Raw genomic sequence first — 22,297 nt, forward strand, 5'->3', positions numbered from 1 at the left:
CGCACCGTCCTTGCCTACGGGTAGAGCCACGCGATGCGTGGCTGGCTCAGGCCGGCTCGTCCGGAATCAGCATGTCTTCCAGCTTGGCGATGCAGTCCTTCAACTGCAGCTTGCGCCGCTTCAGGCGCTTGGCTTCAAGCTCATCGTCGCCGTTGGCGGCCATGCGCAGGATCTGATCATCCAGCGCACGATGCTCCTGCCGAAGGAGGGCAAGGCGGGCAGTGATATCGGCGGGTGTCATGGTGTCCACAGGCTCCGAGCATACACATCCCCGATGACCGCCGGGAGTGAACGCAGTCACTTCCCGGCCCCTGTGAGGGCGCGTTGCAGCCGGTAGAATGCGTGCATGAGCGCTGCTGTCATCCGCCTGCCCGATCCCGTCCCGCGCGCCCGCGATCCGCGCGCGCCCGGCGGCGTGCAGGACCGGCTGGCGCGGCAACTGCGCCGCCAGGTCGGTCAGGCCATCGCGGACTTCGGCATGATCGAGGCCGGCGACAAAGTGATGGTGTGCCTGTCCGGTGGCAAGGACAGCTACACCCTGCTCGACATCCTGTTGCAGCTGCAGAAAAAAGCGCCGGTACCGTTCGAGCTGGTCGCGGTGAACCTGGACCAGAAGCAGCCGGGTTTTCCCGAGCACGTGCTGCCGACCTACCTGGCCTCGATCGGTGTGCCGTTCCAGATCATCGAGCAGGACACCTATTCGGTGGTCAGCCGGGTGATTCCCGAAGGCCGCACGATGTGTTCGCTGTGCTCGCGTCTGCGCCGTGGCGCGCTGTACCGGCATGCGGCCGAACACGGCTTCACCAGGATCGCGCTGGGCCACCACCGCGATGACAGCGTGGCCACGTTCTTCCTCAATCTGTTCCACCACGCCAAGCTCTCGGCGATGCCGCCCAAGCTGCGCAGCGACGACGGCCAGCATATCGTGATCCGCCCGCTGGCCTACGTGAGCGAGGCAGACATCAGCGCCTACGCGCAGGCGCGCGCTTTCCCGATCATTCCCTGCACGCTGTGTGGCAGCCAGGACACCCTGCAGCGCCGCCAGGTGGAACAGATGCTGCAGCAGTGGGAACGCGAGCAGCCCGGCCGCATCGACCAGATCGCACGCGCGCTGGGCAACATCCATCCCTCGCAGCTGGCCGATCCGGCCCTGTTTGATTTCATGGCACTGGGGCGCGCCACTGCGGCCCCGCTGCCCGACCCGCCGGCCTGGGCCGGCACTGCCCACGACCCCGGCCACGCCCCCGGCCCGGCCTGAGCCACGCCGGCGCGCCCGCCCTCCCTTTCACGCTCTTACTCTGGACGTCCATGTTCTTTCGCAACCTGACGCTGTTCCGCTTCCCGACCGCCACCGATTTCTCCGACGTAGACACCCTGCTGCCGCAGGTGCTGCTCAAGCCGGTCGGTCCGCTTGAAATGAATTCGCGCGGCTTCATCTCGCCGTTCGGCCGTGAAGAAAAGGCCGTGTTCTCGCACCGCGTGGGCGATGCGCTGTGGCTGACCGTGGGCGGTGAGGACAAGATCCTGCCGGGCGCGGTGGTCAACGATCTGCTCGCGCGCAAGCTCGAGGAGATCGAAGAGAAGGAAGGCCGCAAGCCCGGTGGCCGCGAGCGCAAGCGCATGAAGGACGATCTGCTGCACGAACTGATGCCGCGCGCCTTCGTGAAGAGCTCGCGTACCGACGCGCTGATCGACCTGACCCACGGGTACGTCGCCGTGGACTGCTCGAGCAGCAAGAAGGGCGAGAACATGATGTCCGACATCCGTGGCCTGCTCGGCAGCTTCCCGGCGATGCCGTTGAATGCCGAAGTGGCGCCGCGCTCGATCCTGACCGGCTGGATCGCCGGGGAAACCCTGCCGACCGGGCTGAGCCTGGGCGAAGAGTGCGAGATGAAGGACCCGGCCGAGGGCGGTGCAGTGGTCAAGTGCCAGCACCAGGAACTGCGCTGCGACGAGATCGACAAGCATCTGGACGCCGGCAAGCAGGTGACCAAGCTGGCCCTGGTCTTCGAGGACAACCTGTCCTTCGTGCTGGGCGACGACCTGATCGTGCGCAAGCTGAAGTTCCTGGATGGCGCGCTGGACCAGCTCGAGCACGCCGACGATGACGGCCGCCGCGCCGAACTGGATGCCCGTTTCGCCCTGCAGAGCGGCGAAGTGCGCCGCCTGTTCCTGCTGCTGGAAGAGGCCTTCAAGCTGAGCAAGGCGGACTGATCGGTTCCGATCAGTCCCCAGTCATGCGCCGGTCACGGCCGGCGCTATGCTGTACCCATGTCCGGATTCCTCCGCCGCCTGATTTCGCCGGCTGTCAGCACGCTGCAGCGCGATACGGTACGGCTGCGCCTGGAGGATGCCGAGATCGATGTCCTGCGTGTGCGCGATCCGCGTGCGCGCCGGATCAAGCTCAGCGTCGATGAGCGCGGCGTACGCCTGACCCTGCCACCGCGCGCCAGCCTGGTGATGGGCGAGCGTTTTCTCGACCAGCATCGCGGCTGGTTGTCCGAACAACTGCGCAGCTACCAGGCCACCAACCTGCCGCCACCGCTGGTGATCGGCGAGCCGGGGGTGCTGCCGCTGCGCGGTGCGCTGCTGCCGCTGCGCTGGGAAGCCGGCCGCTACGCGCACATGCACGTGGATGAGCAGGGCGCCTGCCTGCACTGGCCCACCCGTGGCACCGATGCCACGCTGCGCCGCACCCTGCGCGAGTTCTACGAAGCCCAGACCCGTGCCGATGTCGGCCAGTGGCTGCCGCGTTATCTGCCTGGTCTGCCGCGTGCACCGGCGCGGCTGCGGCTGAAGGTGATGTCCTCGCAATGGGGCTCGCTGGCGCCGGATGGCAGCATGGCGCTCGATCTGGCCCTGGTGTTGGGGCGGCCTTCGGCGTTCGAGTACGTGCTGGTGCACGAGCTCTGCCATCTGATCCAGGCCAATCACTCGCCGGCGTTCTGGGCCGAAGTGGAAAGGCGCTTCCCGGCGTGGCATGCCGAGCGGGACTATTTCCAGCTCGAAGGGCGGCGGCTCAAGGCGATGCTGCGGCAGCTGCTGACCCCGGCACCGTAACGGCGGCGGCAACGCTCGCTCCTCACCGGTAGTGCCGGCCGCTGGCCGCCAATCACGCGGGGGTGAGTTGATGAGGAGCCGGCCAGCGGCCGGCACTACCGGAGCGGTGTGCCGTCAGTTGCCCATCCGCACCGCCGCAGCCTGCGCCCACCGCGCCGCCACCCGTGGCGCGGTGATGCACACGGCCTGATCGGTCACGGTGGTGACCGCACGCTCCAGCAGCTGGATGTCGGCTTCGTGCTGGCGGGCGACGTGCGGATCTTCGAAGAAGATCGCGCGTTGGCAATGCCCTTCCAGCACGCGGTCGGCAATCTGCGCATCGCCGCCCATCGGGCCGCTCTGGTAGCGCGTCACCCATTCCTCGCCCTGCGGCCAGCCGCGGCCCCAGGCCAGCTCGTTGAGGCGCTGCCCGGTGGTGCCGGTGCCGACGCGGCTGCGGAACCGCGACAGCACCGCGAAGTGTTCATCGGCGAAGGCCAGCATCGCCGGCTTCATCGCGTCATGCGCGATCAGGGCCAGCGTGTGCTGTTCGAAGGCATGCAGGTCATCGGCACCCGGGTCCGGCGCCAGGCCGGCATGCAGGCGCTCCACCTCGACCCAGTCGCGCGCGGTGGCGACGGTGGAGATGAAGGGTTTACCGTGGATCACGCACTGGCGCTTGAGCGCGGTGGCTTCCGGAAAGACCGAGGAAGGATCGACCGGGTCCATCAGGTAGATCGCGCCGTCCAGCGTGCGCTCCGGCGTGCCCATCCCGACCACCTCGGCCACCAGCTTCATCAGGCCGCCCTCGCGGCCGTTCGGGTAGCGCCGCAGCGGGGCGAAGTCCTGCAGGAAGCCCAGCCGCTGGATCGCATCGAAGGTGCGCCCGACCGCATGCAGCTCGACGCCCAGTTCGCGCAGGCCGGTGTCGCTGGCGCGCAGCCAGCGGAACAGCGCGGCGTGCTTGTCATGGTGGTGCAGGCGGTTCGCGGCCAGGCCGATGCGCATGGGGGCAGTCCAAAGGGAGTCGTCGCCAGTGTAAGCCGTTCAGGTTGCATCGATGCAAGCTGCAAAATGTGATGTGCTTCACGCGCCTTCACGCATTTTCGTAGTTGTTGCATGGTGTCGACAGGGGCCGTATCCGACAGTGGTGGTCGCCCGTCAATCAGGAAACCCCTGCCATGACTCTCTTCCCTTCCCCCGTCACCACCTCATCCCCGCCCGCTGCCTCGGAGACGGGCCGCCGCATCCGCGCGCTGGCCGCCGTGCTGCGCGAGGCACCCCAGGCCGATGCCGAGATGCTGCTGGCCGGGCTGGCGCGCATGCTGGATGCGCATATCGGGCGCGGCCACGATGATGTGGTCAGCAACCGCTGCATCCGCGACCAGCTCGACAACATCGAGCTGCTGATGGCGCTGGAGATCGAGCGGGCCGGCGTGCGTCACACGCCGGTACCCGCGGTAGCGCGCGCCGCTTGAGAGGCGCGCCTGGGTAGGGCCCGCCGTTACGCCGAAAGCAGCTGCATGATGCTGCCGGCCGCATCGCGGCCCTCGGCCACCGCCGTCACCACCAGATCCGCGCCGCGGACCGCATCGCCACCGGCGAACAGGCGCGGGTGCGCGGTCTGGAACGGCAGGCGGCCACTGCCGCCGGCCACGATGCGACCGTTGTTGCCGGCCTCTACGCCGTGGTCAGTCAGCCAGCCCGGTGCGCTCGGCGAGAAGCCGAAGGCGATGATCACCACGTCCGCTTCCAGCAGCGATTCACTGCCTTCGATAGGCACCGCGCTGCGGCGGCCCTGGGCATCCGGATCGGACAGGGTCGTCTCGACCACCATCACCCCGATCACTTCGTCATCGGCACCCGCCTCGATCGACAACGGCTGGCGGTTGAACAGGAAGCGCACGCCTTCCTCGCGGGCGTTGGCCACTTCGCGTGCCGAGCCGGGCATGTTGGCTTCGTCACGGCGGTAGGCGCAGGTCACCTTGGCCGCGCCGAGCCGGATCGCGCTGCGCACGCAGTCCATGCCGGTATCGCCACCGCCCAGCACCACCACGCGCTTGCCCTCCAGATCGGGCAGGGCGATCTGGTCCTCCCAGCCAGCGATCGGCCGGCCATGGGCATCGCTGCCACTGACGATGCGGCTGTTCTGCACCAGGAACGGCAGCGCCGGCAGCACGCCCTTGAGGTCCTGGCCGAGCAGGCCGCCATCGGTATAGCGGTATGCGCCGGTGCCCACGAACACCGCGTCGTACTCGGCCAGCAGCGCATCGATACTCACATCGCGGCCGATCTCCACGCCGAGGCGGAACTGCACGCCCATGCCCTCCAGCACGTTGCGGCGGCGGCTGATCACCGATTTGTCCAGCTTGAAACTGGGGATGCCGAACTGCAGCAGCCCACCGATCTGTTCGTAGCGGTCATACACCACGGCTTGGATGCCGGCATGCGCCAGCTTGTCGGCGCAAGACAGCCCGGCCGGGCCGGCGCCGATCACCGCCACGCGCTTGCCGGTGGCTTCCACCGCGCTCATGTCCGGTCGCCAGCCGGTGGCCAGCGCGGTATCGACGATGTACTTCTCCACGGCGCCGATGGTGACCGCGCCGAATTCCTCCAGCGTGCAGCTGCCTTCGCACAGCCGGTCCTGCGGGCACACGCGGCCACACACTTCCGGCAGCGGGTTGGTCGAATGGCACAGCGTGGCCGCTTCATGGATGCGGTTTTCCTGCACCAGCTGCAGCCATTGCGGGATCGCGTTGTGCACCGGGCACTTCCAGCTGCAGTACGGATTGCCGCAATCCAGGCAGCGACCGGCCTGGAACTGCGCGTCTTCCTTGCCGAACTTGCCGTACAGCTCGCCCCAGTCGCCGGAGGTGCGCAGTTCGACCGGGATGCGCTGCGGCATCGTCCGGGGCAGATCGAGGAACTGGAAAGCTTGCTTGCGGCTCATGGGTGGGCCCTGCGGTGGTGAGTTGCCGGCCAACGGCCGGCACTACAATGTGAGGTTGCCGGCCAGCGGCCGGCACTACAGCGGTGGGAACACGAGGCGCCGGTCGATACCGGCGCTTCTCCGCGCTTACGCAGCGCGGCGCAGTGAGTCGGTCAGCGATTCGATGCTGGCGGCCTTGGGTTTGACCAGCCAGAACTTGCCGACGTAATCGCGGAACTCATCAAGAATCTGCTGCGCCCAGATGCTGCCGGTCAGTTCGCGGTGGCGGCTGATCAGCGTATGCAGGTGCTGGCGATGGTTCTCGAAGCCTTCGGCCGAGATGCGGTGGATGTCGATCAGTTCGTGGTTGTAGCGGTCCACGAAATCACGGTCGATATCCAGCACGTAGGCCAGGCCGCCGGTGAAGCCGGCGCCGAAGTTCAGCCCGACCTTGCCCAGCACCAGCACGATGCCGTCGGTCATGTACTCGCAGCAGTGGTCACCGGCGCCTTCGATCACCGCCAGCGCGCCGGAGTTGCGCACGCCGAAGCGCTCGCCGGCACGGCCGGCGGCGAACAGCTCGCCACCGGTGGCGCCGTACAGGCAGGTGTTGCCGATGATCGCGGTGTTGCGCGCCTCGAAACGCGCGCCACGCGGCGGGCGCACGACCAGCCGGCCGCCGGCCATGCCCTTGCCGACGTAGTCGTTGGCCTCGCCTTCGACCTCCAGCTGCAGGCCGCCCACGTTGAACGCGCCGAAACTCTGACCGGCGGTGCCGCGGAAGCGCAAGGTCAGCGGCGCATCACTCATGCCCTGGTTGCCGTGCGTGCGCGCGATCTCGCCGGAGAGGCGGGTGCCGATCGAGCGGTCCGTGTTGTGGATCAGGAAGCGGTGTTCGCCGCCGAGCTTGCCGGCGATCGCCGGGGCCAGCAGGCCGTCCATCTGCGTGGCCAGGCTGTCCGGCGATTCGTACAGACGCTGCGCGGCGCAGTGGCTGCCGGCGTACTCGGCCGGGTTGAGCAGGCGCGACAGATCCACCTTGACGCCCGGGCGCGGGGAGACCTCCAGCTGCTGCAGCAGGTCGGTGCGGCCGACGATCTCGTCCAGCGAGCGCACGCCCAGGTAGGACAGCCAGCCACGCACTTCCTCGGCCAGCAGCCGGAAGAAATTCTCCACGCGCTCGGGCAGGCCGGTGAAGTACTGCGCGCGCAGGCGCTCGTCCTGGGTGGCCACGCCGGTGGCACAGTTGTTGAGGTGGCAGATGCGCAGGTACTTGCAGCCCAGCACGATCATCGGCGCGGTGCCGAAGCCGAAACTGTCCGCACCCAGCAGTGCGGCCTTGATCACGTCCAGGCCGGTCTTCAGGCCGCCATCGGTCTGCAGCAGGGTGCGCCCGCGCAGGTCGTTGGCCACCAGTGCCTGGTGCGATTCGGCCACGCCCAGCTCCCACGGCACGCCCGCATAGCGGATCGAGCTGACCGGGCTGGCCCCGGTGCCGCCGTCATGGCCGGAGACGGTGATCAGATCGGCACCGGCCTTCACCACGCCCGCGGCGATGGTGCCGACACCGGCATGGCTGACCAACTTCACCGAGACCAGCGCGGTCGGGTTGACCTGCTTGAGGTCATAGATCAGCTGGGCCAGGTCTTCGATGGAGTAGATGTCGTGGTGCGGCGGCGGTGAGATCAGGCCGATGCCCGGCTTGGCATAACGCAGCCGCGCGATCAGTTCGTTGACCTTGTGCCCGGGCAGCTGGCCGCCTTCGCCGGGCTTGGCGCCCTGCGCGACCTTGATCTGCAGCACTTCGGCATTGACCAGGTACTCGGCGGTAACGCCGAAGCGGCCCGAGGCCACCTGCTTGATCTTGCTGCGCTTCTCGGTGCCGTAGCGCACCGGGTCTTCACCGCCTTCGCCGGAGTTGCTGCGCCCGCCGAGACGGTTCATGGCGATGGCCAGCGCTTCATGCGCTTCGGGTGACAGCGCACCGAGGCTGATCGCCGCCGTATCGAAGCGGCGGAACAGGTCTTCGGCCGGAGCCACCTCGTCCAACGGGGTCGGCGTGGGCGCGGCCTTGAGCTGCAGCAGGTCGCGCAGCGCCGACACCGGGCGGCCGTGCACGGCCTCGCAGTAGCGCTGCCAGTCCGCGGCATCGCCACTGCGCGCGGCGCGCTGCAGGGTCATGACCACGTCCGGGTTGTACATGTGGTATTCGCCGCCGTGCACGTACTTGAGCACGCCGCCCACATCCGGGCGCAGCAGGTCGTTCCAGGCGCGCACGGTGAGTTCGCGGGCCTCGTCGTCCAGACGCGCGAAGCCGACACCGGCCACGCGCGAGGCGGTGTCCGGGAAGCACAGGTCGACCACCTCGTCATCCAGCCCGACGATCTCGAACAGCTGCGCGCCGCGGTAACTGGCCACCGTACAGATGCCCATCTTGGAGATGATCTTGGACAGGCCCTTGTAGATGCCCTTGCGGTAGCGGCGGCCGATCTGCGACTGCTCGCCGCCCTTGCTCAGCTGCAGGATGCCGCGCCGGCCCAGATCGAACAGGGTCTGGTAGGCCAGGTACGGGTACACCGCGGTGGCGCCGAAACCGAGCAGGCAGGCCATGTGGTGCGCGTCGCGCGCGGTACCGGTTTCCAGGATCAGGTTGACGTCGCAGCGCAGCCCGGCGTTGGACAGGTGGTGATGCACCGCGCTGGTGGCCAGCAGCGCATGCACCATCGGCCGGTCGGCGACCGGGTAACGGTCGCTCAGCAGCAGCATGACGATGCCTTCGCGCGCAGCGGCTTCGGCCTCGGCGCAGATGCGCTGTATGCCGGCCTTCAGGCCTTCGTCCAGGCTGTAGGACAGATCGATCAGCCGGTTCTTGTCGGCGTACTGCTCCATCTTGATCAGCTGGCGCAGCTTGCGCTGGCTGAGCACCGGCGAGTTGAGGATGACGTGGTTCACCGTTTCCGCGCCGGCATGGAAGATGTTGGTCTCCTTGCCGAGCTGGGTGGACAGCGACATGACGCAGTCTTCGCGCAGCGGATCGATCGGTGGGTTGGTGACCTGCGCGAACGCCTGGCGGAAGTAATCGTAGAGCGGACGGCTGTGCTGGCTGAGCACCGCCATCGGGGTGTCATCGCCCATCGAGCCGGTGGCTTCCTGCTCGGTCTCGGCCAGCGGGCGCAGGATCTGCTCCACTTCCTCGGTGCTGAGCTGGAACAGCTTGTGGTAGCTGCGCAGGGTGCGCTCGTCGAAGGGCTCCTCGACCAGCGACGGATCGATCAGCTCGGTCTGCAGATAGGTCACGCTCTGCTGCAGCCACTGCTTGTACGGCGCGCGGCCGCGGTTGATGCGGTCGATGGCGTCCGAGTCGAGCAGGTCGCCACGCTTGAGGTCGATGGCCATCATCTCGCCCGGGCCGAGCTTGCCCTTGCGCACCACGCGCTCGGCCGGCACTTCCCACACGCCGGCTTCGGAGGCGACCAGGAAGTGGCGGTCGGACGTCAGCATCCAGCGCGCCGGGCGCAGGCCGTTGCGGTCCAGCGTGCAGGCGGCATAGCGCCCATCGCAGGCCACGATCCCGGCCGGGCCGTCCCACGGCTCGCTGTTGAGGCCGTAGAACTCGTAGAACGCGGCCAGGTCCGGATCCTTGAACTCCAGCGACTGGGTCGCCGGCGGCACCAGGATGCGCAGTGCCTGGATGAGGTCCATGCCGGCGCTGACCATCAGCTCGAGCATGTTGTCCAGGCTCTGCGAGTCCGAGCCATGCATGGAGATCACCGGATCGAACTCGCCGATGTCGAAGCGCGGGGTCTTCCACACCTTGCTGCGCGCCTGCGCCCAACGGCGGTTGCCCTCGATGGTGTTGATCTCGCCGTTGTGGGCGAGCATCCGGAAGGGATGCGCCAGCGGCCAGCGCGGCAGCGTGTTGGTGGAGAAGCGCTGATGGAACACGATCGCGCTGGAGGCCAGATCGTTGCGCTGCAGATCCACGTAGAAGCGGCTCAGCTTGTCCGGCAGCACCATGCCCTTGTAGCTGATCGCATTCGGGCTGAGCGTGGTGACGTAGTAATCGGCGTGCTCGCGCAGCAGCTGTTCGCTGCGGCGCCGGGCCAGGAACAGGGCCAAGGTGAAGGCGGCCTCGTCCTGCGCGGCGCCGGCATCGACGAACAGCTGCTCGATGTGCGGCAGGGTGTCGCGGGCGAGTTGACCGCAGACGCTGGGGTCGGTCGGCACCACGCGCCAGCCGACCGGCTGGCAGCCGGCGTTGCGCAGTTGCTGTTCCAGCGTGTCGCGGCAGGCCTGTGCGGCGGCGGCGTCATGCGGCAGGAACACCACGCCGGCAGCGAAACGCGCGCCAAGCGTGAGGCCCGCCTCGGCGGCAAGCGCCTTGAGGAACACATCGGGGCGGCGCAGCAACAGGCCGCAGCCGTCACCAGTGATACCGTCGGCGGCGACGCCACCGCGGTGGGTCATGCGCGAGAGTGCGGCAATGGCCGTGTCGACCAGCAGCCGTGACGGCTGGTCGTCGAGCTGGGCGACCATGCCGAAACCACAGGCATCTCGCTCATCTTGCGGGTCGTAAAGCCCTTGGCGGTTGCGGGGGGCCATCTGTGCCTCGATGCGATGTCAGGTGAGCGGCGACACTCGTCCCCGCTCAGTCCTTGCAGCGCGGGTCGAAGCACCGGATGACCCGACTAGATCACAGTTGTTGCAACGCCGCAATACACGGTTGCAGCCGCAACCAAACCCTTGTGTTTCAGGGGTTTCCCCGCCGCCTGTTCAGCCGCAGCGGACGCCGGCGACCACGTTCTTGGCATCCACTTCAACGTTCAGACGCTCGCCGATGAACTCCATCGTGGTCATGTCATTCGGCTTGAGCACGCGCAGGGTGGTGGCGCCGGCATCCTGCTGGGCCTGGCTGCCGATCTGGTCGGTGTAGGGCTGACCGACCAGGCTCTGCACCTGGGTCGCATCGCAGCTGCCTACGGGCGGTGCTTCCATTGCCTTGCCGGCCTCGTCGGTCGGTGCGGCAGCTGCTTCGGCCGCCTTCTGTGCATGGGTGGCAACCGCTTCCTGCTCGTCCATGGGCGGAGCGCTGCACGCACCGAGGACCAACAAGGCGGGGAACAGGGCAATCAGCCCGAAAGAACGCCGCGCGCGGCGGAACGACAGGGACGACATCAGTACTCCAGAGAGCGAGCCAGTAAACGCTGGAGGATATCGCCAAGCGCGGTGTGAGGTGTTTGTGTTGCGTTATTGACGCGGTGCCGCACCGGGACCGGTAACACTGCGCTTCCCTGATCCGCGTCGCCTCCATGAGCCCGAGCCGCACCGCCACCCCCGAAGTCGCCGCCGCCCGCCAGGCCGGCCTGCGCTATGTCAGCGATGAACTGCCCGGCATTGCCCGCCGCAAGGCCGGCAAGGGCTTTGCCTACCGCGATGCCGATGGTGCGGCGGTCCGCGATGCCGCCACCCTGGCCCGGATCCGCGCGCTGGCGATCCCGCCGGCCTACACTGATGTGTGGATCTGCGCACTGCCCAACGGTCATCTGCAGGCCACTGGGCGTGACGCGCGCGGGCGCAAGCAGTACCGCTACCACGCTGACTGGGCGCGGGTGAGGGGCGATGGCAAGTTCGATCGCATCATTGCCTTTGGTACCGCCCTGCCCACGCTGCGCCGGCGCCTGCGCCGCGATCTGAAGCTGCCCGGCTTCCCGCGCGACAAGGTGCTGGCGATCGTGGTGGCGCTGCTGGCGCAGACGCTGGTGCGCGTTGGCAATGAAGTCTATGCACGTGACAACCGCTCTTACGGGCTGACCACGCTACGCAACCGCCACCTCGCGCTGGTCAAGGGCGGCCGGGCGCAGATGCGCTTCCGGGGCAAGTCCGGGCAGGCGCATGAGGTGGACGTGGATGACCGCGAACTGGTCAAGCTGATCCGTGGCTGCCAGCAGCTGCCCGGGCAGGCGCTGTTCCAGTACCGCGATGATGATGGCGCGGTCCAACCGGTGGATTCGGGCATGGTCAATGACTATCTGCACGATGCGATGGGCGAGGATTTCAGCGCCAAGGACTTCCGCACCTGGGGCGGCACGCTGGAGGCGATCCGTCAGCTTGCCGTGACCGAGCTGCCCGAACCCTCCAGTGAGCGCGCGCTGGCGGCATTGCAGAAACAGGTGGTATGCGAGGTCGCGAACCTGCTGGGCAACACACCGTCGGTGTGCCGCAAGGCCTATATCGATCCTTGCGTATTCGATGGCTGGCGGGCCGGCTCATTGAAGGCCCTTGCCGGCCTGCGTGGCGAGCGCCAGTGGGAACTGGCCACGCTGAAAGTACTCAAAGCCGCGCGGCGCACCGTCCGGCGTGCCCGCGCGGGATGAGCGCAGCGATCAGCCGCAGTAGAGGGCGGTGATGTTGTTGGTACGACCGGTTTCGATGGTCAGCCGTTCGCCGCCCTGCTCTGCACCCGGGGTGGGATTGGCCGCGCCACTGGCAGTGGCGCCACTTGCGGCACGCTCGCTGCGCACGACGATGACCTGCAAGCTGTCGCTGTCCACGCGGGCACGCTCGACCGTGGCTTGCGATGCCGCCAGGCCCACGGCGCCGCGGACCTTGTCCACGTGGCACTGGCCGGAAATGACGCCGTCGATCGGCTGGACCTGCGCGATGGGGGTGCTGCTGCAGGCGGACAAAGCAAGGACGGCCACAGCCGCGGACAGGTAACGAAGCATGCGACGCACTCCATGGGAATTGCGCTCAGGGTGCATCGGTGGCCGTATGCGGCGCATGAATCTCTACACGGTGTGGGCACGCTCCATTCACCGTCCCTGGCCGCCGGGTTGACCATAGTGGGGCTGCGCATTTCCACGGCGGCCAGCGCCGCGACGAACAGACGAACATGCGCCCGCGTGAGATCCACGCATCTGATCCGGCAACAGGAGTCGAACATGGCCACGGCCAAAACCCGTAAGACCACCAAGACCCCCACCTCCCGCAAGCGTCCGCGTCCGGCGGAGGCGGCTGCTGCGGCGGCCGAACCGCGCACCCGTACCCCGGTCGTCAAAACCGCGACCCGCAAGGCCGCCGCCACCGATCCGCGCGCTGCGCGCGTGGCGGCCCGCCAGCGCCGTCTGCAGGACCAGGAGAAGGCAAAGGATGCGCGTGCGGCGAAGAAGGTCGCCGCGTCCAAGGCCAAGAAGGTTACCCAGGCCGGCACGCGTCGCCAGCCTGAGAAAATGCCGGCCGAGCAGCTGGCCAAACCCGGCAACGAACACGAGATGCAGCTGGCCCCGCGTTTCCTTGCGCCTGACTACCAGGGCAGCGGCAAGCTCAAGGGCAAGCGCGCCATCATCACCGGCGCGGATTCGGGCATCGGCCGCGCGGTGGCCGTGCTGTTCGCCCGCGAAGGGGCGGATGTGGCGGTGCTGCACCTGGATGAAAAGAAGGACGCGAAGATCACCCGCGAGCACGTCGAGAAAGAAGGCGGTCGCTGCGTGGTGATCGCCGGCGATGTGCGCGATCCGGCGTTCTGCAACAAGGCCGTCAAGCAGGTCGTCAAGGCGTTTGGCGGTGTCGACATCCTGGTCAACAACGCGGCCTTCCAGCTGCATTGCGACCGCTTGGAAGACCTCGAGGACGACCACCTGCAGGAAACCCTGCAGACCAACATTGGCGGGTACATCCAGATGGCGCGCGCGGTGCTGCCACACCTGGGCGAAGGTGCCAGCATCATCAACACGGGGTCGGAAACCGGCCTGTTCGGCAGCAAGGCGCTGGTGGACTACTCGGCGACCAAGGGTGCCATCCATGCCTTCACCAAGGCGCTGGCCAGCCAGCTGCTGCCACGCGGCATCCGGGTCAATGCGGTTGCGCCGGGTCCGGTCTGGACCCCGCTCAATCCGGCCGACAAGAAGGCTCCGGATGTGGCCGAGTTTGGCCAGGACAGCGACATGGGTCGCCCGGCGCAGCCGGAAGAACTGTCGCCGGCGTACGTCTTCCTCGCCTCGCCGATCACCGCCAGTTACATCAGCGGCGTGATCCTGCCGGTGATGGGCGGGCCGCGCGGCTGACCGCCGGCGCCTGCGTACCGGCACCATAGAACGCGGCGATCTGCGGAATGAAGGTCTGCGGGTTGGCCCCGACCAGGTTGGTCAGCACCACGATGGCCAGCCCCTGGTCGGGGTACACGATGAACGCCGAGCGTGCACCGCCCATGCCGGCCACCTGACGCTGTGGTGCGCGTTGCAGCACCGCCCAGCCGGCGCCCCATGCGCCGTCGCTGCCGTCATTGAGCCGTTCCGGGGTCCACATCCGGCGGGTGCTGGCGGCGTTGACCAAGCGGTTGCCGGTCAATGCGACCAGCCACTTGGCCACGTCGTCGGCAGTGGTCAGCATGCCGCCGCCAGCCCACAGGCCGGGAGTCATGTCGTAGAACCAGTGCGAGAGCCGTGGCGGGGCGTCCGGCGCATCGGTGCGGCGCGGGAACCAACTGTAGATGGTGGCGTTGTTGGCGATCAGATCGTAGCTGTCGCCGAACGTGGATGACGGCATCCTGGCCACATCGAACTGGCGCGTGGCCACGTACCGGTCATACGGCATCGCGGCCTGTGCGGCGATGATTCGTGCCAGCAGCACGTAGTTGGTCTGGTTATAGGTGAAGCGCGTGCCGGGCGCAGCGTCTACGGGGCGTTGCGTCACGGCGGTCCAGGCGGCCGCCTCGGTCCCGCCGCCGAGCAGGCCCTGTGCATCCAGAATGTCCGGCAGTCCCGAGGTATGCGCCAGCAACTGGCGCACCCGCACGCTGCGCCACGCGTCGGGCAGGTCGGCGAGATAGGCCGAGATCGGCGCATCCAGGTTCACCTTGCCTGCTTCGGCCAGCTGCATCATCGCCACCGCGGTGAATGACTTCGTGGCCGAGTTGAGCGGGAAACGCGTGGCGCGCGTGGCCGGCAGCGCGTTCTCGACATTGGCCAGCCCGTGGCTGTCGGACAGCACCACCTTCCCGTCCTTGACCACGGCGATCTGCAACCCGGGAATACGCAGCGCGTCCATGGTCTGGCCGATGAACTGCCGGGTCTGTTGGTTGGCGGTCTCCACGCTGCCGGCGTGCGCGTGCACGCCCAGCGGGAACAACAGGGCGACGATCACGATCACGCGATGGGTGGAACGCATGCGGCGGGTCCTTGGCGAAGAGGGCGCGATGCCAGGGCGGAATGCCCCAGCTCGAAGGCTTGGATGCGGGCCGGGGCGAAAAGGTTTAAGGCCCACGGCATGCCCATCGCGCAGCGCCTACCGTTCGTCGGCACGGTCCGTCCGGCACTTGACGACACCTGTAGTCACTGGCACGGTAGCGACACGTGTAGTCATAGGGAGTGCGCCATGCGCGGCAAGACCATCGGGGACCAGGAACTGGCCCTGCTGCAGTACATCGCGGAACAGGACCGCCCCAGTGTCGGGGAGGTCGCCACCGGCTTCGGGGAGCCGCGCGGGCTGGCACGCTCGACCGTGCTGACCATGATGGAGCGCCTGCGCGCCAAGTCGTACCTGAGCCGGAAGCAGGTGGACGGCGTCTACCGCTATGCCACCACCAGCGGCCAGGACAGCGTGGTGCAGGGCGCCGTGGCCAGCTTCGTGGAGAAGACGCTGCAGGGCTCGGTGTCGCCGTTCGTGGCGTTCATGTCGCACAAGGTGGATGTCAGCGATCAGGAACTGGCCGAGCTGGAAGCGCTGGTCGCACAGTTGCAGTCACGCAAGCGGGAGGGCTGAGCGATGGACATGATGATGAGTGAAGTGCTGATGCGGCTGGGCTGGACCAGCGTGCAGAGCGCGGTACTGGCGGCGCTGGTGTGGGGCGTGTGCCGGCTGGTGCCGCAGCTGCCGGCGGCCACCCGCTGCCGGTTATGGTGGCTGGTGGCCGCGCAGGCCGTGCTGGGCCTGGTCTGGAGCAGCCCGCTGGAACTGGCCGTGTTGCCGGCCCCGGCGGCCGTGACGGCACCGGCGATGGCGCTGCCCGCGTTCGATGCCGCCGTGCAGGCTGCGCCGGTCACCTACGCCGCCAATGCGGTCGAGACGGCGACAATGACAGCGTCCTGGCCCTTGCTGCTGCTGGCCGTGTGGGCTGCCGGTGTGCTGCTGATGCTGGTGCACAGCCTGCGCGGCTACCGCGCCAGCCGCGCGCTGGTGCGCAGCGCCACAGAGTGCACGGACGCCGGCCTGCAGCAGGCGCTGCAGTTGGCCGCCGAAGCGCATGGCCTGCGGCGCTCGCCGCAGCTGAAACTCTCCGCGCAGATCCGGTCGCCGCAGTTGATCGGCCCGTGGCGGCCGGTGCTGCTGCTGCCGGCGCGCGAGCTGCCGACCATGTCGGCGGACGATCTGGACATGGCGCTGACCCACGAGCTGATCCATCTGCAGCGTCGCGACCTGTGGTGGGGCCTGCTGCCGGCGCTGTCCCAGCACCTGTTCTTCTTCCACCCGCTGGTCCACGTGGCGGCCCGCGAATATGCGTTGGCGCGCGAAGAAGCCTGCGATGGTGCGGTGGTGGCCGGACATGATCACTGCCGCCATGACTACGGTCGCCTGCTGGTGCAGTTGGGTGTGGCGCCCCGTCCCGCCGTCGGCGTGGCCAGCGCTTCGCCGAACCTGCGCAGTCTCAAGCGCCGGCTGCGGACGCTGCAGCAGACCCGCAGCGTCCCGCGCGTGGCCTCGCTGGCAATCACCGCGTTGTTCGTGGTGATCGGTATTGCACCGTTGCGTCTGGTGGCTGCACCGCCGCCGCCGACCGCGCTGACGCCCCTGCCCGCACCTGTGGCACGGCCGGCACCTGCGCCGGTCCACGCGCCCGAGCCGATGCCGGCACCAGAACCGTTGCCTGCTCCGGAACCGCCCGCCGCGCCCGCCGCGCCCCCTGCGCCGGAACCGCCGAAGGACCTGGATGACGGGATGTCCTTCGTGACCCACGGTAAACTCGACATCAGCCGGCAACCCGCGCAGGCCTTTGTGTTGATCGGCGGCGAGAGCAATTTCGTCGACGCCTCCGTCGCTGATCTGAAACAGGCCCGACGCGATGCCGGCAACGATCAACCGGCCCTGTGGGTGCGCCGAGGTCAGGATCGCTATCTGATCCGCGATCCCGCAGTACTCAAGGCGCTGGGGCAGGCCCAGACGCAGGTCGCCGCGCTGGGAACGGCACAGGCCGAGCTGGGCAACCGCCAAGCGGTGGTCGGCCAACAGATCGCGGCGGCATCGATGCAGATCACGGCCGATGCAATGGCCTCGGTGGATGTCAGCGCGGTGGTCAACAACGCTATCCGCGAGGCTGGCCTCGACGCCGCTGTCGAAGCCGACCGGGCGGCACGCCAGGGTGCCCGCCAGTCACGCGCCGCTGCCTCCGCTGCCAGCCAGACCGCACGCGAGGCACGTACCGCCTCGGCCAGGGCCGTAGACGCCCGACAGATTGCGCTGGTGGCGCGTGAGCAGGCTGAACTCGGCAAGGAACAGGCGCGCCTGGCACAGCAGCAGAGTGTGGCCTCGGCGCGTGCGGTGCGCGACGTGCGGGCCGCGATCGATCAGGCGCTGGCCAACGGAAAAGCGCAGCGCGTACGCAACTGATCGGCACACGCCAGCCACGGCGGCCTGCATGCCAGGCCGCCGGTTGCAACCGATCACCCGCAGTTGGCGCGCACGATCCTGTTCTGTTCGTCCACTTCGATGCTGAGGCGGTCTTCGCGGTAATCCATGGTCATCGCCATGCCCGGCTTGAGCACGCGGGCGTTGCGGGCACCGCTGTCCTTCACCGCCTTCTGGATGACCGCCTCGGTGGCGGCCTGCCCGGCCAGGCCGGTGAGCTTTTCCGGATCGCACTGGCCGCCACTGCCGGCTACTGCGGGTGGGGCGGTCGAGGTCGGGCTGTCAGGCGGCGTCGCGGCGGTCTTGGCCGGAGGACTGCAGGCGGCCAGCGGCAGGGCACAGCCCAGGGCGAACAGAAGGTTCAGGCGCATGTGGTGGTCCTCCCACGGTAAGTACCCGCAGTGTCCGTGGGCCGGCCTTTACACCGCGTCAATGGCCTGCAGCGCCAACGTCTCCCGGTCGCGCTGTTCCTCGGCCACCAGCCGCCGCATCAGCAGCGCCAGGGTCACCACGTCCTGGTGGTTGTGCTCGGCTACCCGGCGCAGGTTCACCGCACTGCCGCCGCGCAGGTAGTTCAGCCACGCAGCCGGGGCCTCCGAGCCGGGCAGATCGTCTTCGCGCACGATCTGCAGCAGCTGGCGCTCGATCGTGGCCAGCCGGCAGTTTTCCCAGGTGCCGCGATAGCGGCGGCGCGTCGGGAACAGCAGATCGACGTGATCCAGTGGCGTGATCGGACAGCGCTGCCGGGCCAGCCGATAGCGCGTCTTGAGCAACGGCGCGTCGTAGCAGCGCCCGTTGTAACTGGAGAACACCGTGCTCGGCTGCAGCCAGCCGGCGAACTCGCGCAGCATCGCGGTTTCCGCGGCCATCGTCGTCATCAGCAGCTGGCGGATGCGCAGGCCGTCGCCGCGGTCGGGATGCGTGTGCCAGTCCGCCGCACCGATCATGAAGGCGCGGGTACCGGTGCCGCCGGCCAGGCCGGTGGTTTCGGTATCGAAGAACAGCAGGTCCTGCGGCTGCACCTGCTCGCCTTCGCGCTTGGCGAAGGCCAGCGACAACGGCTCGGTCGGAATGGCTTGGGGAACGAACGATTCGATCAGGAACAGGCCCGGCGCGATTTCCTCACCGGGCACATGCCGATCCTTGGCGTTCTCGCGCGGGGTGGCGGTGCTGAGGCCGCGATCGCGAAGGCCGAGCAGACGGCGCAGGCCACCGATCTCCGGCTTGCGCAGCGCGGGAACAGGAACAGGAGGAACAGCGGGAACTGCCGGTGCGGTCTCGCGTGCGGCCGCGCCGGTTGGCTTGTGGCGGATCTCCTGCTCGACCCAGCCGAAGACGGAGGCCGGTGCGGGCGTACGCGCACGCGCATCGTTGGCGGCGGCCGGAAGCGGGGCGCTGCCCGTGCCGCCGGGAGCGCCCGTGTCAGCGGCAGCGGATCCGCGCCCAGGGGCGATGGCCGGACCAGAGGCAGGCGCCGCCGTCGCATCACCGGCCTGCCGGCGCAGCAGGCGCAGCTTGTCCAGGCTCAGGCTCACGGCGTCACCACCTCGGCGCTACGGCGCTCCTGCTCTTGAGCAGACGGCAGCGCGGCGCTGTCGAACAGATCCAGCACCTTCAACGCCAGCGCCTTGGGCGTGGTGGCGTCGTCCTCCTGGCCGGCCAGCACCGGGCCCACGCAGGCCGGGCAGCCGGCCTTGCAGTCACAGCCCTGCACCAGCTCGCGCGCGCGCAGCAGCAGCTCGGCCTGGCGCAGCCACAGCGGCTCGCTCAGGCCCACACCGCCGGGGAAGTTGTCGTACAGATACACCGTCGGCACGAACTGCTGCTGCAGCTCGATCGCGCTGGCATCGAACTCGGCGCCGCGCAGCTGCCCGCGTCCGCTCTGGTCGGCCACTGCGAACCACGCACCATCGCCATTGCCGACGGCCTTCTGCAGGTCGCGCGCATCGGCCATCACCGCCACCGTGGCGACGATGTGCAGCGCGTAGGCGGCGCCGAGGAAGCCGTCCAGCGCTTCCTGCTTGCTGTCGAACGCGGTCAGCAGCAGCGCCTGCGGCAACTGCCACCACACCGCGGTGGTGTGCAGCTCCTGGTCGGGCAGGTTGACCGGGCCGTAGCCGATGTTCTCGTGGGTGTAATAGCGGATCTTCTTGTAGCCGGCCACGCGGCGCACCACATGCACCTCGCCATGGTGGGAATCGCCGCGCCCGGCGATGCAGCCGTCGAAGCGGTCCAGCACCTTGAGCTTGGTGAAGTCGATGCTGTCGGTGTAGTAGTCCACGTGGGTACGGGTGACGTAGGCCTTGCGGCCTTCCCAGTCCAGACGCTCCACCTGGTAGGGGGTGGACTGCACCATGTGGATGGCGCCTTCATACAGCGTCAGCGCGGCGGCGGAGTAATCCACCTCGGCGATGATCTGCTGCTTGCCGTCGCTGCGGTCCACCACCACGAAGTTGCCATCGGCCACCGAGCGCAGGCTGACCGCATTGGCCGGATAACTGTCCGCGATCCACTCCCAGCGGTCGCCTTCGCGATGCACCACCTCGGTCTCGGCCAGGGCTTCCAGGAACACCAGCGGATCGATCGGGCCGAACGGATCGCCGGCCAGGAACGGCAGCTCGAAGGCGGCGCAGCGGATGTGATCGAACAGGATCAGCGGCTGGTCCGGTGCCGTACGCGCATGCTCGGGCGAGGCTTCGGCGAAGAAGTCCGGATGCCGCACCACGTATTGGTCCAGCGGCTGCGAGCTGGCCACCATCACGCCCAGTGCGGGCTGCTGGCGCCGGCCGGCACGGCCGAAACGCTGCCAGGTCGCGGCGACGCTGCCCGGATAGCCGTTGAGGATGACCACGTCCAGGCTGCCGATATCCACGCCCAGCTCCAGCGCCGAGGTGCTGACGATGCCGTCGATCTGCCCCGCGCGCATCGCCCGTTCGGTCTCCCGCCGCTCCGTGGGCAGGTAACCGCCCCGGTAGGCGCGGATGCGGGCCGGCTTGCGCGGGTCGTGGTCGAAGATGTCCTTGAGGTACTTGGTCAGTACTTCGACCATCAACCGGCTCTGCGCGAAGATCAGGGTCTTCAGCCCGGATTTGATCGCGATGCGGGCGATGCGGTTGCTCTGCGAGCGGGCCGAGGCCCGCAGGCCGAGATCGGCATTGACCACCGGCGGGTTCCACAGCAGCACGTGCTTGGGCCCGGTCGGCGCGCCGGATTCGGTGATCGCGGTGACCGGCGCTTCGATCAGCGCCTCGGCATGCGCCTGCGGGTTGCCGATGGTGGCCGAGCACAGGATGAACTGCGGCTCCACCCCGTAGAACGCGCAGATCCGCTTGAGCCGGCGCAGCACGTTGGTGACGTGGCTGCCGAACACGCCGCGGTAGGTGTGCACCTCATCGATCACCACGTAGCGCAGGTTCTCGAAGAACTGCGCCCACTTGGTGTGATGCGGCAGGATCGCCTGATGCAGCATGTCCGGGTTGGAGACCACGATGTCACCGTGCAGGCGGATCGCCTGGCGCGCATCACCCGGCGTATCGCCATCGAAGGTGAAGGCTTTGACCCCCAGGTCGCCGGCGCGGTTGAGCTCGAGCAGCTCGGCCACCTGGTCCTGGGCCAGCGCCTTGGTCGGGAACAGGTACAACGCCTTGGCCTTGCCCTGCATGGCGGCGCTGACCACCGGCAGGGTGTAGCACAGCGATTTCCCGCTGGCGGTCGGGGTCACGATGGCCACGTGCTCGCCCCGCTGGCTGGCCTCCCAGGCCTCCGCCTGGTGGCTGTACAACTGCTCGATGCCGCGTGCCTTCAGTGCGCTGACCAAGGCATCGGGGACATCGGTCGGGATCGGCGCGTACCGGCCCTCGCGCGCGGGAATCGTGAAGCTGCCGGTGATGCGGTCGTGGTAGCGGCGCTGCAGGCGCGAGGTCAGCAGCGCACCATCGCGCGAGGGCAGCCCTTCGGTGGTGGCGAGGCGGCGCTCGGCGTCCTCGGTGCGCTTGGCGAGTTCGTAAGCCATGGTCACAACGGTCTGCAAAGGACGCTATGGAAACATGACCGCGTCTCAATGTCTGAGACATCGCGCTGCGCCGGGGTGAATGGTTCAGTGCCTGCCGGCGTCGCGTGGACAGCTGCCAGCAACGAAATCTGACACCGGCATCCGTATCCTTGGTGGCAGCCCGCTACCAACACGGACGGAGTCGCTGTGGCATTACGTGAATATCAAGGCTTGGCAGTGCTTGCGGGTTTGCTGCTGGCCGCTGCCGGGCAGGCCCAGCAGGCCGCCGTACCTGAACCCGTGGAACCGCCGCCCGCGACAGCGCAGGGGGATGTCACCACGCTGGGCGAGGTGCGCGCCCTCAAGCCCGACGACGAACCGCTGGATCTGTACCGCTTCAAGAATCCGGTGCAGGTGCAGCCGAACCGCTTCAGCCGCACCTGGAGCGAGCCCCCGTCGCCCGAGCAGGTCAGCATGAGCGGTGGCTATCTGATGATGGGCATCAACAAGGGGCTGGCCGCCGCCGCCCAGGGCGTGAACAAACTTACTGGCGGACCCGATCAGATCCAGTCCGCGACCGCGCGCCCACCGCCGGAGCTGACCGAGGAAGAGCAGCGTCGCGCGCAGGAGGTGTGTGTGCAGCAGGGTGGGTGCCCGGCGCTGCCGGAGCCCGGCGGAACACCCTGACGGTTACCCCACTCGCACTGTGGGACTCAACG

At 68.2% G+C, this 22,297-nt stretch carries 19 protein-coding genes; 9 read left to right on the forward strand and 10 right to left on the reverse strand.

What is annotated here, in order from left to right; translation table 11 throughout:
• Positions 1-46: 46 nt before the first annotated feature.
• Positions 47-250 (reverse strand): YdcH family protein, encoded by a 204-nt coding sequence (locus tag AC06E9_RS17540; RefSeq protein WP_121043893.1) that lies wholly within the window; start codon positions 248-250, stop codon positions 47-49.
• 96 nt (positions 251-346) lie between these two features.
• On the opposite strand from AC06E9_RS17540, the gene ttcA reads away from it, so the two are divergent.
• Genes ttcA through AC06E9_RS17555 form a run of 3 tightly spaced genes read left to right on the forward strand, consistent with a single transcriptional unit; the run spans position 347 to position 3,060 of the window.
• A complete protein-coding gene (gene ttcA, locus AC06E9_RS17545; RefSeq protein ID WP_121043896.1) occupies positions 347-1,258 on the forward strand; it encodes a tRNA 2-thiocytidine(32) synthetase TtcA in 912 nt (303 codons plus the stop codon).
• A gap of 50 nt (positions 1,259-1,308) precedes the next feature.
• On the forward strand, positions 1,309-2,214 hold the full coding sequence (locus AC06E9_RS17550) for a recombination-associated protein RdgC (RefSeq protein ID WP_121043899.1): 906 nt from the start codon (positions 1,309-1,311) through the stop codon (positions 2,212-2,214).
• Between the two features lie 57 nt (positions 2,215-2,271).
• Entirely contained in the window at positions 2,272-3,060 is a 789-nt protein-coding gene (locus tag AC06E9_RS17555; RefSeq protein WP_282263396.1) for a M48 family metallopeptidase, read from the forward strand.
• A 114-nt stretch (positions 3,061-3,174) separates the two neighbouring features.
• On the opposite strand, the gene AC06E9_RS17560 is transcribed toward AC06E9_RS17555, so the two are convergent.
• A complete protein-coding gene (locus tag AC06E9_RS17560) occupies positions 3,175-4,047 on the reverse strand; it encodes a methylglyoxal synthase (RefSeq protein WP_121043904.1) in 873 nt (290 codons plus the stop codon).
• Positions 4,048-4,220: 173 nt separating this feature from the next.
• Between AC06E9_RS17560 and AC06E9_RS17565 the strand changes: the two genes are divergently transcribed.
• Positions 4,221-4,517 (forward strand): hypothetical protein, encoded by a 297-nt coding sequence (locus AC06E9_RS17565; protein ID WP_121043907.1) that lies wholly within the window; start codon positions 4,221-4,223, stop codon positions 4,515-4,517.
• A 26-nt stretch (positions 4,518-4,543) separates the two neighbouring features.
• Here the strand turns inward: AC06E9_RS17565 and AC06E9_RS17570 are convergent, their stop codons facing one another.
• The 3 genes from AC06E9_RS17570 to AC06E9_RS17580 form a co-directional block, all read right to left on the reverse strand.
• A complete protein-coding gene (locus tag AC06E9_RS17570) occupies positions 4,544-5,989 on the reverse strand; it encodes an FAD-dependent oxidoreductase (RefSeq protein ID WP_478056514.1) in 1,446 nt (481 codons plus the stop codon).
• A 126-nt stretch (positions 5,990-6,115) separates the two neighbouring features.
• Complete coding sequence (gltB, locus tag AC06E9_RS17575; protein WP_478056515.1) at positions 6,116-10,570, reverse strand: glutamate synthase large subunit; 4,455 nt, start codon at positions 10,568-10,570, stop codon at positions 6,116-6,118.
• A gap of 171 nt (positions 10,571-10,741) precedes the next feature.
• Positions 10,742-11,143, reverse strand: coding sequence for an I78 family peptidase inhibitor (locus AC06E9_RS17580; protein ID WP_121043917.1), 402 nt, complete (start codon positions 11,141-11,143; stop codon positions 10,742-10,744).
• Positions 11,144-11,277: 134 nt separating this feature from the next.
• Here AC06E9_RS17580 and AC06E9_RS17585 point away from each other — a divergent pair, with 134 nt between their 5' ends.
• Positions 11,278-12,342: a DNA topoisomerase IB gene (locus AC06E9_RS17585; protein WP_346468085.1), complete on the forward strand. Its 1,065-nt coding sequence runs from the start codon at positions 11,278-11,280 to the stop codon at positions 12,340-12,342.
• Between the two features lie 9 nt (positions 12,343-12,351).
• Here the strand turns inward: AC06E9_RS17585 and AC06E9_RS17590 are convergent, their stop codons facing one another.
• Entirely contained in the window at positions 12,352-12,693 is a 342-nt protein-coding gene (locus AC06E9_RS17590; protein WP_123731009.1) for a hypothetical protein, read from the reverse strand.
• Positions 12,694-12,909: 216 nt separating this feature from the next.
• On the opposite strand from AC06E9_RS17590, the gene AC06E9_RS17595 reads away from it, so the two are divergent.
• Positions 12,910-14,031, forward strand: coding sequence for an SDR family oxidoreductase (locus AC06E9_RS17595; protein WP_478056516.1), 1,122 nt, complete (start codon positions 12,910-12,912; stop codon positions 14,029-14,031).
• Here AC06E9_RS17595 and AC06E9_RS17600 read toward each other — a convergent pair.
• A complete protein-coding gene (locus AC06E9_RS17600) occupies positions 13,988-15,133 on the reverse strand; it encodes a serine hydrolase domain-containing protein (protein ID WP_478056517.1) in 1,146 nt (381 codons plus the stop codon). The two genes, AC06E9_RS17595 and AC06E9_RS17600, sit on opposite strands and share 44 nt — an antisense overlap.
• 207 nt (positions 15,134-15,340) lie before the next feature.
• Between AC06E9_RS17600 and AC06E9_RS17605 the strand changes: the two genes are divergently transcribed.
• Positions 15,341-15,727: a BlaI/MecI/CopY family transcriptional regulator gene (locus tag AC06E9_RS17605; RefSeq protein ID WP_019184134.1), complete on the forward strand. Its 387-nt coding sequence runs from the start codon at positions 15,341-15,343 to the stop codon at positions 15,725-15,727.
• Between the two features lie 15 nt (positions 15,728-15,742).
• Positions 15,743-17,569 (forward strand): M56 family metallopeptidase, encoded by a 1,827-nt coding sequence (locus AC06E9_RS17610; protein ID WP_478056518.1) that lies wholly within the window; start codon positions 15,743-15,745, stop codon positions 17,567-17,569.
• A 53-nt stretch (positions 17,570-17,622) separates the two neighbouring features.
• Here AC06E9_RS17610 and AC06E9_RS17615 read toward each other — a convergent pair whose 3' ends face one another.
• Genes AC06E9_RS17615 through AC06E9_RS17625 form a run of 3 tightly spaced genes read right to left on the reverse strand, consistent with a single transcriptional unit; the run spans position 17,623 to position 21,599 of the window.
• A complete protein-coding gene (locus tag AC06E9_RS17615; protein WP_478050162.1) occupies positions 17,623-17,958 on the reverse strand; it encodes an I78 family peptidase inhibitor in 336 nt (111 codons plus the stop codon).
• 48 nt (positions 17,959-18,006) lie between these two features.
• Positions 18,007-19,122 (reverse strand): ribonuclease H-like domain-containing protein, encoded by a 1,116-nt coding sequence (locus tag AC06E9_RS17620; RefSeq protein WP_478056519.1) that lies wholly within the window; start codon positions 19,120-19,122, stop codon positions 18,007-18,009.
• On the reverse strand, positions 19,119-21,599 hold the full coding sequence (locus AC06E9_RS17625; RefSeq protein WP_478056520.1) for a DEAD/DEAH box helicase: 2,481 nt from the start codon (positions 21,597-21,599) through the stop codon (positions 19,119-19,121). Before AC06E9_RS17625 ends, AC06E9_RS17620 begins: the two co-directional genes overlap by 4 nt.
• 228 nt (positions 21,600-21,827) lie before the next feature.
• Between AC06E9_RS17625 and AC06E9_RS17630 the strand changes: the two genes are divergently transcribed.
• On the forward strand, positions 21,828-22,265 hold the full coding sequence (locus AC06E9_RS17630) for a hypothetical protein (RefSeq protein WP_121044050.1): 438 nt from the start codon (positions 21,828-21,830) through the stop codon (positions 22,263-22,265).
• The last annotated feature ends 32 nt before the right edge of the window (positions 22,266-22,297 follow it).

This window comes from Stenotrophomonas sp. Steno-Z10-BAI (genome assembly GCF_056393115.1).

Excerpts from the sequence above, each read along its gene's own strand:
- ttcA (WP_121043896.1), top strand. The coding sequence starts at position 347 with ATGAGCGCTGCTGTCATCCGCCTGCCCGATCCCGTCCCGCGCGCCCGC.
- AC06E9_RS17550 (WP_121043899.1), top strand. The coding sequence starts at position 1,309 with ATGTTCTTTCGCAACCTGACGCTGTTCCGCTTCCCGACCGCCACCGAT.
- AC06E9_RS17555 (WP_282263396.1), top strand. The coding sequence starts at position 2,272 with ATGTCCGGATTCCTCCGCCGCCTGATTTCGCCGGCTGTCAGCACGCTG.
- AC06E9_RS17560 (WP_121043904.1), bottom strand. The coding sequence starts at position 4,047 with ATGCGCATCGGCCTGGCCGCGAACCGCCTGCACCACCATGACAAGCAC.
- AC06E9_RS17565 (WP_121043907.1), top strand. The coding sequence starts at position 4,221 with ATGACTCTCTTCCCTTCCCCCGTCACCACCTCATCCCCGCCCGCTGCC.
- AC06E9_RS17570 (WP_478056514.1), bottom strand. The coding sequence starts at position 5,989 with ATGAGCCGCAAGCAAGCTTTCCAGTTCCTCGATCTGCCCCGGACGATG.
- gltB (WP_478056515.1), bottom strand. The coding sequence starts at position 10,570 with ATGGCCCCCCGCAACCGCCAAGGGCTTTACGACCCGCAAGATGAGCGA.
- AC06E9_RS17580 (WP_121043917.1), bottom strand. The coding sequence starts at position 11,143 with ATGTCGTCCCTGTCGTTCCGCCGCGCGCGGCGTTCTTTCGGGCTGATT.
- AC06E9_RS17585 (WP_346468085.1), top strand. The coding sequence starts at position 11,278 with ATGAGCCCGAGCCGCACCGCCACCCCCGAAGTCGCCGCCGCCCGCCAG.
- AC06E9_RS17590 (WP_123731009.1), bottom strand. The coding sequence starts at position 12,693 with ATGCTTCGTTACCTGTCCGCGGCTGTGGCCGTCCTTGCTTTGTCCGCC.
- AC06E9_RS17595 (WP_478056516.1), top strand. The coding sequence starts at position 12,910 with ATGGCCACGGCCAAAACCCGTAAGACCACCAAGACCCCCACCTCCCGC.
- AC06E9_RS17600 (WP_478056517.1), bottom strand. The coding sequence starts at position 15,133 with ATGCGTTCCACCCATCGCGTGATCGTGATCGTCGCCCTGTTGTTCCCG.
- AC06E9_RS17605 (WP_019184134.1), top strand. The coding sequence starts at position 15,341 with ATGCGCGGCAAGACCATCGGGGACCAGGAACTGGCCCTGCTGCAGTAC.
- AC06E9_RS17610 (WP_478056518.1), top strand. The coding sequence starts at position 15,743 with ATGAGTGAAGTGCTGATGCGGCTGGGCTGGACCAGCGTGCAGAGCGCG.
- AC06E9_RS17615 (WP_478050162.1), bottom strand. The coding sequence starts at position 17,958 with ATGCGCCTGAACCTTCTGTTCGCCCTGGGCTGTGCCCTGCCGCTGGCC.
- AC06E9_RS17625 (WP_478056520.1), bottom strand. The coding sequence starts at position 21,599 with ATGGCTTACGAACTCGCCAAGCGCACCGAGGACGCCGAGCGCCGCCTC.